Source organism: Paenibacillus sp. FSL E2-8871 (genome assembly GCF_038000345.1).
GTDB lineage: Bacteria > Bacillota > Bacilli > Paenibacillales > Paenibacillaceae > Paenibacillus_AQ.
In genome coordinates this window covers 238,368-256,186 of record NZ_JBBOBV010000001.1, presented here as the reverse complement: position 1 = coordinate 256,186, position 17,819 = coordinate 238,368, and the positions used below count along the sequence as shown (strand labels likewise).

At 41.3% G+C, this 17,819-nt stretch carries 13 protein-coding genes and 1 pseudogene; 4 read left to right on the top strand and 10 right to left on the bottom strand.

Going from position 1 to position 17,819, the window contains the following annotated elements; genetic code table 11:
* Nucleotides 1–80 precede the first annotated feature (80 nt).
* Entirely contained in the window at nucleotides 81–893 is an 813-nt protein-coding gene (thiD, locus tag NYE25_RS01110) for a bifunctional hydroxymethylpyrimidine kinase/phosphomethylpyrimidine kinase (protein WP_341144893.1), read from the top strand.
* 158 nt (nucleotides 894–1,051) lie between these two features.
* Here the strand turns inward: thiD and NYE25_RS01105 are convergent, their stop codons facing one another.
* The 7 genes from NYE25_RS01105 to NYE25_RS01075 form a co-directional block, all read right to left on the bottom strand.
* Nucleotides 1,052–1,480, bottom strand: a complete 429-nt coding sequence (locus NYE25_RS01105; RefSeq protein WP_341144892.1) for a hypothetical protein — start codon at nucleotides 1,478–1,480, stop codon at nucleotides 1,052–1,054.
* A 114-nt stretch (nucleotides 1,481–1,594) separates the two neighbouring features.
* Nucleotides 1,595–2,938 carry a glycoside hydrolase family 30 protein gene (locus tag NYE25_RS01100; RefSeq protein ID WP_341144891.1) on the bottom strand — a complete coding sequence of 448 codons (1,344 nt, stop codon included), beginning with the start codon at nucleotides 2,936–2,938 and terminating at the stop codon, nucleotides 1,595–1,597.
* 62 nt (nucleotides 2,939–3,000) lie between these two features.
* On the bottom strand, nucleotides 3,001–4,638 hold the full coding sequence (locus NYE25_RS01095; protein ID WP_341053875.1) for a sugar ABC transporter substrate-binding protein: 1,638 nt from the start codon (nucleotides 4,636–4,638) through the stop codon (nucleotides 3,001–3,003).
* Nucleotides 4,639–4,758: 120 nt separating this feature from the next.
* Nucleotides 4,759–5,646: a carbohydrate ABC transporter permease gene (locus tag NYE25_RS01090; protein ID WP_341053873.1), complete on the bottom strand. Its 888-nt coding sequence runs from the start codon at nucleotides 5,644–5,646 to the stop codon at nucleotides 4,759–4,761.
* 14 nt (nucleotides 5,647–5,660) lie between these two features.
* Nucleotides 5,661–6,602, bottom strand: a complete 942-nt coding sequence (locus tag NYE25_RS01085) for an ABC transporter permease (RefSeq protein ID WP_283912117.1) — start codon at nucleotides 6,600–6,602, stop codon at nucleotides 5,661–5,663.
* Nucleotides 6,603–6,878: 276 nt separating this feature from the next.
* Complete coding sequence (locus NYE25_RS01080; RefSeq protein ID WP_042187045.1) at nucleotides 6,879–7,889, bottom strand: LacI family DNA-binding transcriptional regulator; 1,011 nt, start codon at nucleotides 7,887–7,889, stop codon at nucleotides 6,879–6,881.
* A gap of 128 nt (nucleotides 7,890–8,017) precedes the next feature.
* Nucleotides 8,018–8,305, bottom strand: a complete 288-nt coding sequence (locus tag NYE25_RS01075) for an ArsR/SmtB family transcription factor (protein ID WP_341053867.1) — start codon at nucleotides 8,303–8,305, stop codon at nucleotides 8,018–8,020.
* Nucleotides 8,306–8,516: 211 nt separating this feature from the next.
* On the opposite strand from NYE25_RS01075, the pseudogene NYE25_RS31230 reads away from it, so the two are divergent.
* Nucleotides 8,517–8,611, top strand: a pseudogene (locus NYE25_RS31230) (alpha-L-arabinofuranosidase C-terminal domain-containing protein); the annotation flags it as partial.
* A 76-nt stretch (nucleotides 8,612–8,687) separates the two neighbouring features.
* Here NYE25_RS31230 and NYE25_RS01070 read toward each other — a convergent pair.
* The 3 genes from NYE25_RS01070 to NYE25_RS01060 form a co-directional block, all read right to left on the bottom strand.
* Nucleotides 8,688–11,069, bottom strand: coding sequence for an alpha-L-arabinofuranosidase C-terminal domain-containing protein (locus tag NYE25_RS01070; protein ID WP_341144890.1), 2,382 nt, complete (start codon nucleotides 11,067–11,069; stop codon nucleotides 8,688–8,690).
* A 197-nt stretch (nucleotides 11,070–11,266) separates the two neighbouring features.
* Nucleotides 11,267–12,172, bottom strand: a complete 906-nt coding sequence (locus NYE25_RS01065; RefSeq protein ID WP_341144889.1) for a hypothetical protein — start codon at nucleotides 12,170–12,172, stop codon at nucleotides 11,267–11,269.
* 206 nt (nucleotides 12,173–12,378) lie between these two features.
* Nucleotides 12,379–13,200 (bottom strand): AraC family transcriptional regulator, encoded by an 822-nt coding sequence (locus NYE25_RS01060; protein ID WP_341144888.1) that lies wholly within the window; start codon nucleotides 13,198–13,200, stop codon nucleotides 12,379–12,381.
* Nucleotides 13,201–13,316: 116 nt separating this feature from the next.
* On the opposite strand from NYE25_RS01060, the gene NYE25_RS01055 reads away from it, so the two are divergent.
* Nucleotides 13,317–16,430: a glycoside hydrolase family 2 TIM barrel-domain containing protein gene (locus NYE25_RS01055; protein WP_341144887.1), complete on the top strand. Its 3,114-nt coding sequence runs from the start codon at nucleotides 13,317–13,319 to the stop codon at nucleotides 16,428–16,430.
* A 288-nt stretch (nucleotides 16,431–16,718) separates the two neighbouring features.
* Nucleotides 16,719–17,744: an ABC transporter substrate-binding protein gene (locus tag NYE25_RS01050; protein WP_081382733.1), complete on the top strand. Its 1,026-nt coding sequence runs from the start codon at nucleotides 16,719–16,721 to the stop codon at nucleotides 17,742–17,744.
* Nucleotides 17,745–17,819 lie beyond the last annotated feature (75 nt).

The following is a 17,819-nucleotide window of genomic DNA, read 5'->3' as shown; positions in this document are numbered from 1 at the left end:
AAGACTTAGGTGCTATTTTTTGTTATAATCAATGCAATGCGTTGTTTATAAATTCAGACATATATAAAGGGGACGTTACCATGACTCAAATTATTAAAACTCTAACTATTGCAGGCAGCGACTCCAGTGGTGGCGCAGGCATCCAAGCGGATCTAAAAACATTTGAAGAGTATGGTACCTACGGCTTTAGTGCCTTGACAACTATCGTTACAATGGACCCGGACAACGGCTGGCACCATAATGTTTATCCAATTGACGCCTCCATTGTTGCTGAGCAGCTAAAAACTATTTTCGCAGGTGGTCCAGTAAATGCCATGAAGACAGGTATGCTGGGAAGTGTTGAAATTGTGCGTGTTGCTGAGCAAGCGATCAAAGAAAATCTACAGACCAATGTAGTGATTGATCCGGTCATGGTCTGCAAGGGTGAAGATGAAGTCTTGAACCCAGACAGCGCGGAGGCTATTCGTGATTTACTGCTGCCACTTGCCACTGTGGTTACACCAAATCTGTTTGAAGCTGGCGTTCTTTCAGGTCTTGGCAAACTTACTACCTTAGAGGATATGAAAGAAGCTGCTCGTCTGATTCATAAGCTCGGAGCAAGTAATGTCGTGGTTAAAGGCGGCAAAGCACTCGGGGGCGATCAAGCGATTGATGTCTTCTTCGACGGTGCTGAGTACACCGTATTTCAAACAGCCAAAATCGAGCCTGCTCACAATCATGGGGCTGGATGTACCTTCGCCGCTGCCATTACAGGTGGTTTAGCTAACGGTCTGTCCGTTCATGAAGCTGTAGCAAAAGCTAAAGATTTTGTCTCCGCAGCCATTCGCAATGGCTTTGCGTTCAATGAATATGTGGGTCCTGTATTTCATGGTGGCTATCGTTTAGAACGTTAGACCTCTAAGCTACAGATCCTGAAACAAAAATGGCAGTCCAGATGCTGTATTTCAGCACTGAACTGCCATTTTTTGTGCAAGTATAATTACTTAAACCCTGGAAAATCAGCATACTCCATTGGATTATCCCCTTTAATATTTAGCGTTTCTATGATCCATTATTCAAAATCAGTAAATCTAATACTTTGCTTATGCTTACGTCTATTCTGATCATTCCACGAGAGAACGACTTCCAGTTCTTTTGCCCCACTCTTTATAAAAAATTGACTAAAGCTAACCGTCTCATTCGGTCTCATATCATAGCTAAATGGATCAGCTAAGATGATTTGTTCCTGATTAGCGTCTTGTACTGGTCGATACAACTCAAAGGTTACATCTATCGTATCTTCACTCAAATTTGTGACTAATAGCTCGTAGCTCTTATATTTTTCCGGCTGTGGCGAAGGCAGTTTACTTTTATGGAGCTCCACTGCCCATTTGGTTGTTTCACTCTTTACAGGTAGCATACTTTTAACCGCATAAATACTAGAGCCACCAGTAATCATCAAACACAGAACTAGCAGCGTCAGCACAAACCTTCTATTCAATGCTCATATCTCCTCGCTATAGGTATGCGTTTAAGATTTACGAACACTGATTTTTTATGCGTTTTTTGGCAAAAAAAAGTACTCGAATCTAAATTCGAGCACTTCATACACATATTATTTAATCAAAATAGATAAAGCACTTTTAGAGCCTAAACGGAACGATAAATCATCCTTACCCTGCAATTTCACAGCTACATTCTCAGCCTTTTCACTATCGTTGAACAGAACAACCGCAATAGAGTGATCTGTATTCTTAAACGCTACGGAACGAATCACTTCTTGATTAGTGGAAGCGTCAATACGTACAGCCTTAGGGCGAATGAATTTGCTGAAGTGTGCCAGTGCATAGTAGTCCAGTGTATACGTAAGTTCCTTAGTCTCTTGGTTGACCGTCACAATACCGCGACAAGTACTTTTACCAAAGCCCGGGACAGTTGGACCGTTCTTCTCATCTAAGGCCATATTCCACAAGACAAAGGATTTACTATGATTTCTGAGAATATCAATCCCTGTTCTCATGACATTCGAGAAGGCTTGTTCAAACGGAGGAATCCATTCGCCACCAGAACCTTCTGTGAAATGCACTTCTTTATCCGCGAAAGCTTTCAGCACCTCTGATTGTGCTGACGCATTCCCGCCATACCAGTGCCAGGCAACACCGTCCACTTCATCTTTCGCATAATCGAGCACCGTGAGTGGATAATCCGGACGATCCCAGTTGTGATCATAGCAGAGAATTTTTGTATGGATGTTGTTTTTCACGAAGCTAGGCTTCAAATAATTTTTAATGAAATCTCTTTGCGCCTCAGGCAGCATTAACATACTTGGATAGTGCTTTGGTTCAAAAAGAGGCTCGTTCTGCGGTGTTACCGCATAAGTTGGCAGACCGTGCTCTTCAAAAGCTTGAATGTATCGTACAAAATAATCGGCATAAGCCTGGTAATGTTCATGTTTAAGTTCGCCGGCGATCATAGATCCGCTAGTCTTCATCCAGCCTGGTGCACTCCAAGGTGAAGCCATCAGCTTGATCTCAGGATTAAGCTCCAGCGCTTGTTGTAACAAAGGGATAATATCAGCTTCATCATGTGCGATGGAGAAATGAGTTAATTCTGTATCGGTTTCCTGAGCAGGCATATCGTCATAGCTATAAATATCTCTAGCATAATCCGATGCTCCCATTGGATTTCTTAATACGGACAAACCTATTCCATCTTGGGAATTAAAAAGCTTGCTCATGACTTCTTTTTTCTGTTCATTGTCAAGAACTTGGTTAATCAAATATGCGGATGAATCCGTAAAGGATGCCCCGAAGCCATCCATTTCCTGAAAGGTTTGATTCTCATCAATAGTTACAGTAGTGGTCGCCTCAGCGTTAGCAATTGGAGTTAATTGTTGTAGACTTTGCTCTACAAATAATGAATTCTCCCCTGTGGATTGATAAATTTTAAGCTCTGGCATGTTTTTCCCTCCATCTTCCTATGAAGAGGCCCCAGTTAAGGGGCCGCATTCAATAATCCAACTTATTTAAGACCTAATTTTTCTTTGTTTTTCTTCATTTTTTCAGAACGAACTTCTACAATCTTATCCCAGCTGTTATCATTCAAGAATGTTTTGTAAGCAGTTAAGTTACTATCGAAAGTAGCATCATCTTTGGAACGAATCAAACTTACAAGAGTAGTATTCCAAGTAGCATCAATTGCGGTTAGACTACGAGCTTCAGGCGTTCCTTGAGCAGGGTTGATATTTTCTAGAATGAAGTGCGGTTTCATCTTTCCTTTGCCCCATTCTTGCATTTGTTTAATCGACTCTGCGAATGCATCATTACTCAATGCTTTATCACGGTCATGTCCGAAGAACATAAATTCACCCATCCGGTAATCTTTTTTAAATTTATCAGCATTATTCAATTGAAGATCTTTGATTTCAGGCAAGAATTCAATTTTACCGGCTTCATTAACTTTATAGGTTTCTCCTTCAAGACCATAGTTCATAAGCTTCTGTCCTTCTTCACTAAGTAAATACGTGTAGACTTGAATAGCTTTAGCAGGGTCTTTAGCTTTTTTAGTAACGTAGGTGATCATCCAGCCTGTAATGCCTGATTGATTCAACGTTGGCTCATGACCAACTGTGCTTTGCGGTCCATCAATAGCGATATATTCCTTACCTGGATTTCCAGTCATGAAGATTTGCAAGTTACCACTTTGTTGAGGCGTTCCATCGAGCAGCATTGTTGCATATTTACCTGATTTCACTTTTTCTTCAAAGGCAGTACCATCATCAGCAAAACTGTCATCACTGATGTCACCATTTCTGTAGACTTCATTTAATGTTTTCAACCAAGTCAAATAGTCCTCATCCAGATTACGGTTATAGAACTCGCCATTTTCAGTTTCCATCGGTACGCCGATGAAGTCCTGTAGTACATCTCCCAAAGAACCAGTACCTTTACCTATGGAGTTAAAACCAAAAGGAATCATTTCTGGGAACTGCTTTTTGATTTGTTGCATAACGCTTTTGAATTCTTCCGGAGTACCAATGGTTGGTTTTCCAATCGCTTCGTAAACATCCTTACGGATGACGAATGCCGTTTTAGCAGGGATGTTACCGCTATCATAATCGTTTTGCGTATTGGAATAGTTAGGATATCCATAAGTCTTGCCATCTGCTAACTGGAACCAGTTCATCGTATCCTTTTCGGCCACTTTATTGAAATAAGGATCATATTTATCAGCTAGATCATTCAAAGGCAGCGCCCATGTAGCCGCTTTTTGTACCACAGGAGAGTTAGAGTCAAATACAGTCAACAAGTCCGGCATTTCACCACCAGCAAAAATCGTATTCAGCTTAGTGTCATCGCCTTTAATAAATTTAATGTTGATATTTAGATCCTCTTTAATTTTTTTTGTAACGAGGTCTTTACCGAAATCAGTATTCCACCAGTCTGCATTCACGTACCAAGTGAGATCCGTAGTTTCTTCTTTTTTATCCAGCTTCCAAGCTGGTGTTTCTGGGTCAATTGTATATCGCCCTTCAATGGAGCTTAATTCTTTGCTGGAGTTATCAGAACTCCCCTTCGATCCACAACCCGTAAATACCAATACTACAGCCATAAGCGCAGTACAAAGTTTAAGTCCTTTTTTCCCAAATGCTTTGTTCATCCCTTGTTTCCCCCTAAAAAAGTTTTGGTAGTAACGGAAGTGCAGATCTGATAGTACAAGCTACACTTCCGATGGATCATTTCGTACATAAGTGTTTGCTATAAAACCCCTCCAATCTTTCTATTCTTTCACCGCCCCCATCATCATTCCTGAAATAAAGTACCTCTGTAATATTGGATACATCACAACAATCGGCAAAGTTGTAATGACAATTGTTGCTAGTTGAACCCCTTTAGTTGTAGTTTCGATAATCGCAGATCCTCCGACATTTTGCATGGATTGCGTTTGCGACTGAACGATAATTTCATAGAGCTTCATCTGCAGCGGATAGAGTGCTTGATCGGTAATGTATAATTTGGTGGTCATAAAGTCATTCCACTGCCCAACCCCGTTAAATAACGCGATCGTAGCCATAGCCGGCATGGAAAGAGGGATAAAAATCTTCAGGAATATACGCCAGTCACCTGCACCATCGATTTTGGCCGACTCTTCAAGTGAATCCGGTACGTTTCTAAAGAAGTTCATTAGAATAACTACGTCATAATAACTGAACAAGGCCGGGATAATATAAACCCAAAAGCTGTTCAATAGACCGAGTGATTTAATCAATAAATACGTGGGAATCATACCACCTGAGAAGAACATGGTGATTACACCCATGGCAACGTATAGCTTGCGGCCACGTATGTATTTTTTACTCAAGCCATAACCGATCATCGCGCAAAAGAATACGTGGGTAATAACCCCGATGAACGTTTTGGCAATGGAGACAAGAAAGGCTAGTCCAATCGTCTCATCATTAAATACTGCGCGATAATTCTCTAAGGAGAAATCAGTAGACCAGAATATAAATCCGCCTTCCGCGAGCGCCTTACCTGAGCTTAAGGAGGAGACTACCACATTCCATAAAGGAACAACGATAATTACAGTACAGATACAGAGTAAAATAATATTTATAGTGTTAAAGATTCGACTGTCGAGATCTTCTTTAGCTACCGTACGATTCACAGAAATGCCTCCTTCTACAGAACTGATTGATTATCATTTAATTTGCTGGATACTTTGTTGGCACTAATCAGTAGGATCACAGAAACAATGGAGACACCTAGACCCACAGCAGTAGCATAAGAGAAGTCACCTTGCGTCATACCCATACGGTACACATAAGAATTAATTACTTCTGCTTTGACACGGTTCTGAGAATTCATCAAGACCAAGGTTTGATCCAGATTCGATCCTAATAAACCGCTTACAGTCAGAATCAGATTTAAACTGATAATTGGCTTCATATTAGGTAGGGTAATATTCCAAATTTGTCTCATACGACTTGCCCCATCTATTTTGGCAGCTTCATAATAAGTAGGATCAATTTTGGACATGATGGCTAAGTATAAAATTGTTCCCCAACCTGCCTCTTTCCAAATATCCGATAACGTTGCAATCCACCAATACTTGTTCGCATCAAGCAAGATATTTACCGGTTTCGAAATGATCCCCAAATTGAGCAGGATTTCATTAAACATACCGGAGGAAGAGAACCAAGCAATCAACATCCCGCCCAGAACGATCCAGGACAAAAAGTGTGGTAAATAAGAGATTGTTTGTACTATTTTCTTAAAGCGTCCACCGCTTAATTCATAAATCATGACAGATAGAATAATTGGAATAACAAAACCTATAGCTAATTTCAGAAAGCTGATCCCCAAGGTATTGACTACAGCATCCCAAAAATATTTGTCTGATAAAATAATTCTGAAATTATCAAGCCCCACCCATGGTGCAGAATCGAGCGTGTCTATTACGGTGTAGCTTTTAAAAGCAATCGTTAATCCGTAAATAGGAATGAAACAAAAGATAATCATAAAAATGATTCCCGGGATGACCATGGACTGAATCTCCCATTGCCTCTTATAATCAATCACAAATTCTTTGACCCTCTGTCCCATAGGTTTCTTACTGTTCATTGGATTCTTCCCGTTTACTGGCACTACGGCTAATTTATCCACGTTTTTCTTCTCCCCTCCAAATCATGATCCCCAAAACAATAAAAACGTTTTTATTTCTTTTTAAAAAAAACCTCCTAAAAGCAATAAAATTATCAAGCATAAACGCCTACAGTGTCCTTATCAGGACGATATGCGTTTAAGCGAGAAATATAAGTTATAAAGTATAGGTGCAAACTTATACTTTCTTATATTTAAAAATGATCGGATACTATCTTGTTGCCCTTCTTGAAAGCGTTAGTACCGATCAATCTTCACTTGAGTAGAACCACGTACAATTAGTTCTCCTGGCAATTTCATCATTTCGCCCTGTTCCTTCTTCTGAATCATGCGAACCAGGTGATTTATGGATAGAATACCTTGCCTGGCAATTTGATTTCTTACCGTCGTTAATGGCGGTGAGAAATATTGAGCGATATCAATATCGTCAAACCCCATAACGCTTATATCCAACGGGACTTCATATCCATTCGATTTCAAAGCTTGAATACATCCAATGGCGCTCAAATCATTCCCCGCTAAAAAAGCATCAGGCATTTTTTCAGGACTTAAATGAACAAGAGACTTTATAGCGTTATAGGTGCTCTCTTCCTCAAAATATCCTTGTATAATATACTCTTCGTTCGTCGGAAGCTGATATTGACGCAAGGCGGCCAAGTATCCTTCTTTCCGCTGAACACTGTCATACATCTCATCAACACCAGATATGTAAGCAATTTTCTTGTGTCCCAGACTGATTAAATATTTAGTTGCTTCGTAAGCCGATTCAAACGAATTAAAGATCACGCTTCCCATCGTTTCATTCTTAAGTGGTCGATCCAGAAACACAGCCTTGATCTTGTCTTTCACCATTGCGGCAATTTCTTCTTCATCTATTCTCAGCTCTTCGTAGATAATGACACCATCCACACGTCGGCCTAGAATATTGCTCATAATGACTTGTTTATCCTTTGTAACAAATACATTTAAACCATAACCTAACCGATCACATTCACGAGACATGGACTCCACCAGCTTATAGAAGTACGGTCCCGCTACACTTGTCGTGAAAAAACCTAGCATTTTAGTTTTTCCGTTTCTTAGGAGCTTGCCATTTAGGTTTGGAACATAATTTAATTGCTTCGCGACCTTAAGCACATGTGATTTGGTCTCCGGATTTAATACATCAACGTCATTTAGTGCGTTGGAAACTGTAGAAATGGATACTCCAGCCTCTCTAGCAACGTCTTTGATAGTTACCTTTTCCATAACGATTCAATCTTCCTTTACAAATAAAAACGTTTTTATAAATTTAAATTATCATAAAAACGTTTTCATTACAATATGTTTTTTTTATTTTTATTTATTCTCTATTTCGTATCATTCACAATATCTGATTAGCAGATTCCCCGAGATCCTGATAATTTAATCTGCAGGCAGTTCGTAGACAGTGAGCAATACTTATATGTCCCTCCATCCACACGTCTCATTTTAGAGTTAATCAGGCCTGCTTTTTGCAGCTTGGCAACATGGGTGCTAACCATCGCACTACTTAGATAGAGCTCGGCAGCCAGTTCTTTAATATGCATCTCTTTTAGGTCTAGTAGTTCGATAATCCTTAACCTGACTTCACTTGCAAGTGCTTCATAGACTCGAAGCGATTCTGTATCTGTAGTTAAGTGCATTTTATTGTCCCCTATGCCTTTGAATTAGTATTTTTATGTATTCACAAATCATATTTCTTAGTTAACAATAATATTAATCATTAATTTAACATAAGCGAGATAAGTATGGATGCAGTGTAGCTACTACCTGTGATTATATTCAAGCTAAGAAAAAGAGCAAGAAGAAAATTAGAGTTCGAAGATGTATACACACTAGAAGAACACTGGTCCTGGCTGCTGTCTCATTACATTACTAAAACATGTGAACCGTGTAAAGATGGTCTGCATCAGCCAGCTATTAATAATATTACACCTATCATGACCGAGAATATCCTAGAATGTGGACATAAACGCCCCTTTGAACCTTTTTAACACTAAGGATTCAGAGGGGCGTTTTTAGTTTTTATTTTATTCTAAAAATCGTTACGGATTGTTTAGGGAACTCATAAAAAAAACTGCTGCCCATCGTCGTAAAATTGGTTTGCTGAGGAGAGACAAGCTCTTTATTCTCGAAGTTATTTTCATCCTCAAGCTGGTACCCCGACAGTTCATATACTTCGATGGACAAGTCCTTTTTTGCCATCTCTTCTAATATAATCTCAGCAGAAACGCTGTCCTCTTGTACATTCACTGTCTTAAGAATAATATCCCCTGTGGAATCCTCCATGCTTGCTGTGTAATACAGCGGTTCGATGACCGGAAGTTTGTCCTCCGTCTCATTGATCAACTCTCCGTTAATATAAGTACGAATATGTCTGTCTGATACTTCTAGCTTCAGATCGTATTCTACGTCTGTTTCAACTGTAAACATAGAATGTGTAAGCACAGAGTTTCTCCCGTTAATAATTGATGCCACAATGGAATCCTGATTTTGCCAGCCACCTAGTTCCCAATACAAATGATTCTGATCATCTGCTTTACCAAAATAGAACACAAACCCTTTATTCCCTGCGGTTCTAGTAGCCTTAAAATTCAAGGTATAGCTCTCCCACTCCGTCTCTCCAAGCTCTAGTGTTCGTTTGGCCGTTCCGTTCTGAACAGGATCAGGCAGGTTTGATACTTCTTCTGACAACTCAGAATACGTCTTCACTTCTCTCGTAACATTGTTGACCAGTGTGATTTCTGAATATCGAGCAGCGGATGCATCCACACCCAAGCTAATCGCTCCTGTGATCGCTTCAACTTTGCGTTCCTCAGGTACTGTGAAGCCGTTCGCTTTTATCTCCAGTAGCTGATCTCCCTGATGGTTCATGAATAGCTTTTGAACATAGTAGTTCGCAGTTCCGTACACTTCATGATTATTAAACCAGATTAGATCCGGCTTCCAGTTGATATAATCCACATTGCAGAGCATGGGAGCATAACATGCCAAACCAACCGCATGAGCGTTGTTCTGAAGTCCTGTCATAAAAGCCGCTTCCACTAATGCGTTATAATAGGTATTGCCCCATGAAGCATATTCACCTAAGAATACTTTCGGTTCGTCGCCCTTAAAGTCATCATAACGATGATGATTCGCCAGGAACCATTCAGGTGTACAGTAATAATGCTCGTCTACAAGATCAGACTTATTCTCTTTTGCCGATGTCCAGCCCCGTTCATATTCCTTACCAGCAGAGAATGGACCGCTCGAATTAATGACCTTAATATCCGGATATTTCTCTTTAATGGCTTGATGGAAGTATGGATATCTCTCGAAAAAGGGTGCACCTACCTCTTCATTGCCGATGCCGATATACTCTAGCCCAAAAGGTTCCGGGTGACCAAGGTTCGCACGTATCCTTCCCCACTTCGATGAAATGTCCCCATTGGCAAATTCAATCAAATCCAGTGCATCCTCAACCCAGGGCATTAATTCACCCAGCGGCACCATACGTTTATGATGTGGATCGTAGCCGCCCGGAAGAACGGGAATCGGCTTAGCTCCAATATCCTCACAGAACTGAAAATATTCAAAGTATCCTAACCCAAGCGTCTGATTGTAGGACCAGTTATTCCGCCTTGCCGGCCTTTGTGCCACATCCCCTATTGTATTCTTCCATCTGTACATAGAATCTCTGTCATCTGGATTTAAGGAACCGTCATGTACCAGACAACCTCCCGGAAACCGCATGAATTTAGGCTTTAAGTCGGCGAGCAACAGTGAAATATCTTCACGCATGCCCCCAGGTCTGTTCATAAAGGTCTTCTCTGGAAACAGAGAAACCATATCCAGATATACCCTCCCGCTGCCTTTGGTAACGATTACAATACGTGAACTAGTATCTGTACCCTTAGACTTAATAACTGCTTCGTATCGAGTCCATTCGGAGTGATGCACAGCGATTTCCGCTTCACCATGAATGACACCATTTGTACTTTCTATGGTTACGATAAGGGGTACGTCAAAGCTTGTCTCCCGACGAGCATATACCGAGAACTTATAATTCTCGCCCTCTTTTACCGGAATACCACTATTGAATCCTAGATTCATCAACCCAACGCCGTCACCTTCAGCCATAATATCAATGGCTACATAATGTGGATTACGATCATTCAAGGGCTCGCTATCTTCCACGGTGATTACGGTTTTCCCATCTCCACGTTCTACAGGCTCCCAAGCCATTAACGCATGATAATCGGCCCGATCTATCGGATCAAATTCAAAGGATCGATTCTGAACTAACTCAGCATAAAGTCCACCATCTGCCGCATGGTTTAAATCCTCAAAGAAGATTCCAAATAAATCACCTAATGCTGCACCACGCTTCTGTGTATGTATTGTCAGAGTTCCTTCTGTCTTCATTCTTTCATCACTCCCTTGTAAAATTCAGTTTAGTTTATATTTATATTACTTAGTTCATATCTATATGAATCATTATAGTGAGTTCACTTCACATTCGTCAATTCAGATGCTTTGAATGTACAACAAAAAAGCCGATATCGTATGAGAATCCATACAACATCGGCCTTTATAACACAGATCCATTTATACCTACTCATTTATTTGGCAGTCATTTGCCCTACTAAGAACTCAACAAAATCAGTTGATTTGTTCTTATCTTCACCTTCTCCAAACACCCCAATGATCATCTTCCGTGAATGAATTGGAAGGTCTGTAGCAAATTTCGTATCTGTGATATCTACGCCTGTGATCCATTCTTCACCGTTCTCCGTATTTTTTATACGTTTCAAACGAATATCATCTAAAGGAAGTCCCGCTGATTTAACAAACGGCTCTAGATTCTTAAGTCCCTGCTGTTGTCCAATCCAATCAAAAGTAGCATCATCCAAAATAAGAATATTCGGACGATCCGCCGCCAGCATCGCCATCGCGCGCTGGATATAAGTCATGTCTAACGCGCCTCCACCTTCTCCACCTGTTGAGGGAAGGTATACGACTTCCGTCTTTACCCGCTTCCAAGCTGGATAACGATTGACGATCTCTTGTTTAAGCTCTTCATCCTTACCTGATGGATCTTGAGATTCATAGTTTCCTAGGAACATGATAGTTACATCCACTGGCGGGAGTGAAGCTTCATATTTTTTGGCTTGATATTGATTATAAAGAGCGTTACCTCCAAAGATTAGCACTAACAGCACAACGATAGATACAAATGTATGGACTTTATATAGCCTAAAAAAATTCTCCGATTTACGCGCTATGCCGGAAAATGCTCCCCATTTCTCTAGCCGCTTGTCCTCTGCCTCCTGAATTTCCTGCTGATCTAAGCCGTCTAAGATCGTTTTGTAAGCCAGAAATTCTTCTTCATAGGCTGCAGCCTCAGTTTCTGAGGAATTTGATTTACGGCGTTTCAAATGCAAATCAAACTTTTTATTCAGTTCCTCCCGGGTAATGTCTACAGGCAAGTCCAAACGTTCGTATGCCTCTTTTAACTTCTCATTCAAATTGATGACTCCTTCCTGATGCTTAACTAGATATCTTATCGAAAATTTGGTTCTATGTATTGATTTCAGGTGAACATACTAATTATGCAAGAGAATGAGCGAATTCGTGAAATAAACAACATATGAACTCAATTAAACTATATCATGGAGTGCTAGACGCTAACAAGTAAGCGTTTATCATAAGTCCAAGAGGCGACTCTATCTCTCTAGTCCAAACCATGCAGCTGTTTAAATTGCTCTGGACTCATTCCAGTCAACCGCTTAAACACTAGACAAAAGTAGCTGGCATTTTCGAAGCCCACTAACTGAGCAATTTCATACATTTTTTTATCTCGTTCATTGAACATTAGCTGTTTACTCAAGTTTATACGTTGCTTGTTGATATAGGTTACAGGTCGATCATGAATTGTTTTTTGAAAAAGCCTGCATAAATACTGTGGCGACACTGCAATAACCTCCGCAAGTTCCTTTAATGGGAGGGTCCTATGAAGGTTCCTTTCTATATGTCGCAACACCGGTTTAATTCGCTCCAATTCAAGAGCCTCGTTTAGAGGAGAAACTAGGTTGCTTTTTAAATCCAGCAGCAGCGCGTATAGTTGTTTGGATCGTTCCAGGTTCGTTTCCAGTTCATTACTATCTGACAAGTTGAGCATGTCTTTTAAAGGATTTAGCCACTTATCCTCCTTCAACCTTGCAGGGCCTGATTCGCGGATTCCTGCGTACAGCAGCATTTGACCGGCCTCTCTACCATTGAATGAAATCCATGACAGCTTCCACTTACTACTGATTGGCGCATACGAATGCGTAATATTCGGGAACAAAAAGAATACATCCCCTGAACTCACAATATATCGTTTCTCCTGAATGACAAGTTCGCCTTTGCCTTCGTGAATCTGATGTATTTGATAATCCGGAAATCCGGTAGGACGTAAGGTTTCTGCCTGATGCTCCCAAAATCCAATGGTTGTAGCATACAGCGGCAGCATATTCGTATCTTCCGTTTGGCAAAAGATTATTTTACTCTCCATCTGATCACCCGTTTCATATTTTGTTATATTGGATGAAAAATCTTTTATATCTCTTACCATTACTCCAATTTATAATATGAATATAATAACATCACTATTATAAAGGAGATTTACTCATGCGAGCAAAATTTGTTTACCAGCCTCCTGCAAACGGTTATCCAGAATGGAATAATAATCCGGAAATCTTCGAACTAAATCGCTTGGATGCACATGCTTCCATGATCCCTTATAGCAATCTAACGCAAGCCCTGGTGGGAGATAAAGAAACCTCGCCATACTACAAAACGCTTAATGGTATTTGGAAGTTCTCTTTTTCCGAAACACCGGATCTACGGGTCGTGGATTTCTATAAAGCTGATTTCGATTCCAGCAATTGGGCTACGATTCCTGTACCTTCTCACTGGCAATTCCATGGGTATGATTACCCGCAATATACGAATGTCCGATATCCTTGGGCGGAATCTGAACCTGATCTCAAGCCACCCTTTGCTCCGACAAAATATAATCCCGTAGGCTCGTACATCCGAACCTTTACTGTACCTGAATCTTGGAACGGTCAACCTGTATACCTTAGCTTTCAGGGGGTTGAATCCGCTTTCTATGTATGGGTAAACGGAGAACGGGTCGGTTACTGTGAAGACACCTTTACACCTTCCGAGTTCGATATTACCCCTTATTTAATTGCTGGTGATAATAAACTAGCTGTCGAGGTCTATCGTTGGTGTGATGCCAGTTGGCTGGAGGATCAAGATTTTTGGCGGCTTAGCGGTATTTTTCGGGAGGTCTATCTGTACACGGCCCCTTCTGTTCATGTTGCTGATTTTTTCGTTAAAACCGAGCTAGATGAAGCTTTCGTACATGCGGATTTAAACGTAGACATCAAAGTAGAGAATTATTTTAACGAGAAACTAAACCCTTATACACTCCAAATGCAGCTATACAATAAAGAGGATCAGCCTGTATGGGAGGCTCCAGTATCTACGTTTACTTCCTTTGATCAAGAGGGTGTTCAGCATTTCAAGCTTTCTGAACATGTAGAAGACCCTTATAAGTGGAGTGCTGAGACACCGTATCTGTATACATTGGTTCTCTCCATGATTGACGATAAAGGAAACACTACTGAAACGGTCAGCTGTAAGGTCGGATTCCGTACCTTTGAGATCAAAGACGGACTTATGAAGATCAACGGCAAAAGAATTGTACTTAAAGGCGTTAACCGGCACGAGTTCTCTTGTGACACAGGACGTGCGCTATCCAAAGACGACATGATCCGAGATATCAAACTGATGAAAACACATAATATTAATGCGGTTCGGACCTCTCACTACCCGAATCAGTCTGTTTGGTATGAGCTTTGTGATGAATATGGACTTTACGTTATCGATGAAACCAATCTGGAAACGCACGGCACTTGGCAGTATGGGCAACAAGGATTACATGAGGGAAATGTACCTGCTAGCAAACCGGAATGGCGGGCCAATGTGATTGACCGTTGCAACTCCATGATGCAAAGAGACAAGAACCATCCTTCTGTTATCATCTGGTCACTAGGGAATGAGTCCTACGGTGGTGATAATTTTATCGCCATGCATGACTATCTCAGACAAGCTGACCCAACACGACCTGTTCATTATGAAGGGATCTTCCATTGCAGAGAGTCAGAAGCAGCTAGTGATATAGAGTCGACTATGTATGCTAAACCGCACGATGTTGAAAAATATGCGCTAAGTCATCCTCAGAAGCCTTATATCATCTGCGAATACAGCCATGCTATGGGGAATTCTTGCGGTGGATTACACCTATACACCGATATGTTTGACAAGTACGATGTATTTCAAGGTGCATTTATTTGGGATTGGGTGGATCAGGCTATCCGAACCAAAACATCCGAAGGTGTCCCATATTTAGCATATGGCGGTGACTTTGGTGAGTCGCCACATGATGGAAACTTTAGCGGAAACGGATTACTTTTTGCCGATCGTTCGGTTACTCCAAAGCTATTTGAGGTCAAAAAGTGCTATCAAAATATTAAAGTAACTGCTTTAAATATCCGTGAAGGTCTCTTTCAGATTCGTAATAACTTTTTATTTACCGACATTGAACAGTACGAACTTAAATGGGAAGTTTCTTTAGACGGAGTAACTGCGCAAGAAGGTTTGATGCAAATCTCTGCTGCACCAGGAGAAATCGTTGAATGCACTATCCCTTACGAACTGATTTCACATAGAGGTGATCATGAAGCTATTCTGAATCTCTCCTTTATTCAGCGTTCAGAAACTTCATGGGCTGATGCTGACCACGAAATCGCTTGGGAACAGTTTATTCTGTCCCCGCGTATCGTGACAAAGGCTCCAAAGACAACAGATGGAACGTTACATGTGCAGGAACATGAAGGTGCATTGACCGTACAGGGTAGGAATTTCACTCTAAACTTTAATACAACAACTGGTGAGCTAAACTCATACCATGCTGCCGGTAAAGAACATCTGCTTGAGCCCGTAAGACCTAACTTCTGGAGAGCGGTCACGGATAATGATCTTGGCAATGGATTGCCAAAGCGCTGTGCAGTGTGGAAGCAGGCTTCTAATGAGCGGAATCTGTTGAGCATGGTATATAGAACTGAAGGAAATCTCTGTTTCGTTTCCACCACTTACCTTCTGCCAACGAATCCGTACTCCACCCTTCTGATTCAGTATGAGATTCGCCCTGACGGATCTTTAGAGATCCTGCAAGAACTGAATCCGGGTAGTAGCAATCTACCAGAAATTCCTGAGTTCGGAATGATGTTCGTGCTTGCTGGAAGACTCGATACCCTTTCATGGTACGGCCGTGGACCCCACGAGAATTATTGGGACAGACAAACCGGAGCACCACTTGGCCGCTATACGGGCAAAGTCAGTGACCAGTTCATCCCTTATCTCAGACCGCAGGAGTGCGGCAATAAGACGGATGTCAGATTTGCTTCGATTACAGATGGCAACGATGGATCAGGACTTTATTTTGATAGTGCAATCCCTATGGAGATTAATGTTCTGCCTTGGAAACCCGAGGAATTGGAAGCACATGATCACGTATATAAATTACCAGTCTCGAACAAAAGCGTACTGAGAGTCAACTACAAGCAAATGGGAGTTGGGGGTGACGATAGCTGGGGTGCACCAACCCACGAAGAGTTCACTCTGCCGGCTAATCGCCCATATGCATTCCGTTTCACCCTTTCTCTTCTCTAATTTCATCTATTAAAAAGGCCGTCTCTGGTTGGTTTCTACCAAACAAGACGGCCTTGTTCTATTTATTTCAATCTCACCGACAGAGTTTTGCGTGCTCCTCAATGACTTCTTTGCCCTATCAATCTTTTTTTCTGGCTATCAACTCCAATAACAATAGGTTTGTACAAATCAAATAGCCTTAATGTGTTTTGTCCATTGAGTAAAAGGAGACTTTAATTTATGATAGTTTTCGTCGAGAATGATTATCATTATTGGTGATCGCTACATATTTTAGGGAGGCAATATTATATGAATAAGGTAAGACAACCGTTCGCCGTATTATGTGTACTCTTTCTGATGACCACATTACTACTCGCCTGCGGAAACTCAGGAGAACAACCAGCCAAGAACAATGCGTCGAACGCAGCCGGAAATAATACTTCAGCTACCACTGTACCTTCTCCAGAAACATCCGACAAGGGCACTAATGAAACTGCGGCAACTACTCGCTCCTACACGGATTACATAGGCCATACCGTAGAAATACCTGTTAACCCGAAGCGCGTGATTTATTCAGGAGAAACCTATGGTGATCTACTCGCACTTGGTGTGCAAGCGGTAGGATATCCACTTTCCATGGGTGAGGGTCAGGTTTTTGAAGATCAACTACAAGGTGTCGAAGATGTAGGGTTCCCTATCAATCTAGAAAAGACGCTGGAACTTCAGCCTGATTTGATTATCTATGCAGGAACTGATGAAGCTGATTTCGAGCAGCTGTCCAAAATCGCACCCACGATAATATTTGATACATTTGCCCCACTAAATGAACGGATGCTTGATATTGGTGGAATTCTTGGGAAAACGACCGAAGCCGAGGCATGGCTGGCTAAGTATAAAACGAGTGAAGATGCCATGTGGGAACAATTAAAGGCAGCGGGCATAAAAGAAGGAGAAACAGCTTCGGTCTTTACTTATTATCCTGGTGACAGACTATTTGTTATGGCGACGACCGGACTTTCGCAAGTCCTTTATGGAGAGAATGGCTTCAAGCCAACCCCAGCAATTCAGAAGGTCCTTGATGAAGGTATGGGATTCCAGGAAGTATCCATGGAAGTGCTTAAAGAATATGCCGGAGATCGGATTTTCATTCTAACTCCTGTGGCCGATGAAGCCAAGCAATCCACAGCTACGCTATTAAAGAGTCCGATCTGGAAAGGTCTCCCTGCCGTCAAGAACGGATATGTCTATACTCAAGATATTATGAAGACTTCAAGTGATGCAACAACAAGAGAATGGCTGCTCGGTGAACTCCCACAGCTTTTGAATATGAAATAATTTTCACCTTCATGAAGCGTTTGGCACTTAGCTGATAGAAAACTGCAAGAAGCATGTCAACAGCTGTTGATATGC

Excerpts from the sequence above, each read along its gene's own strand:
- NYE25_RS01070 (WP_341144890.1), bottom strand. The coding sequence starts at position 11,069 with ATGAAGACAGAAGGAACTCTGACAATACATACACAGAAGCGTGGTGCA.
- NYE25_RS01095 (WP_341053875.1), bottom strand. The coding sequence starts at position 4,638 with ATGAACAAAGCATTTGGGAAAAAAGGACTTAAACTTTGTACTGCGCTT.
- NYE25_RS01080 (WP_042187045.1), bottom strand. The coding sequence starts at position 7,889 with ATGGAAAAGGTAACTATCAAAGACGTTGCTAGAGAGGCTGGAGTATCC.
- NYE25_RS01055 (WP_341144887.1), top strand. The coding sequence starts at position 13,317 with ATGCGAGCAAAATTTGTTTACCAGCCTCCTGCAAACGGTTATCCAGAA.
- NYE25_RS01060 (WP_341144888.1), bottom strand. The coding sequence starts at position 13,200 with ATGGAGAGTAAAATAATCTTTTGCCAAACGGAAGATACGAATATGCTG.
- NYE25_RS01075 (WP_341053867.1), bottom strand. The coding sequence starts at position 8,305 with ATGCACTTAACTACAGATACAGAATCGCTTCGAGTCTATGAAGCACTT.
- NYE25_RS01085 (WP_283912117.1), bottom strand. The coding sequence starts at position 6,602 with ATGAACAGTAAGAAACCTATGGGACAGAGGGTCAAAGAATTTGTGATT.
- NYE25_RS01100 (WP_341144891.1), bottom strand. The coding sequence starts at position 2,938 with ATGCCAGAGCTTAAAATTTATCAATCCACAGGGGAGAATTCATTATTT.
- NYE25_RS01050 (WP_081382733.1), top strand. The coding sequence starts at position 16,719 with ATGAATAAGGTAAGACAACCGTTCGCCGTATTATGTGTACTCTTTCTG.
- thiD (WP_341144893.1), top strand. The coding sequence starts at position 81 with ATGACTCAAATTATTAAAACTCTAACTATTGCAGGCAGCGACTCCAGT.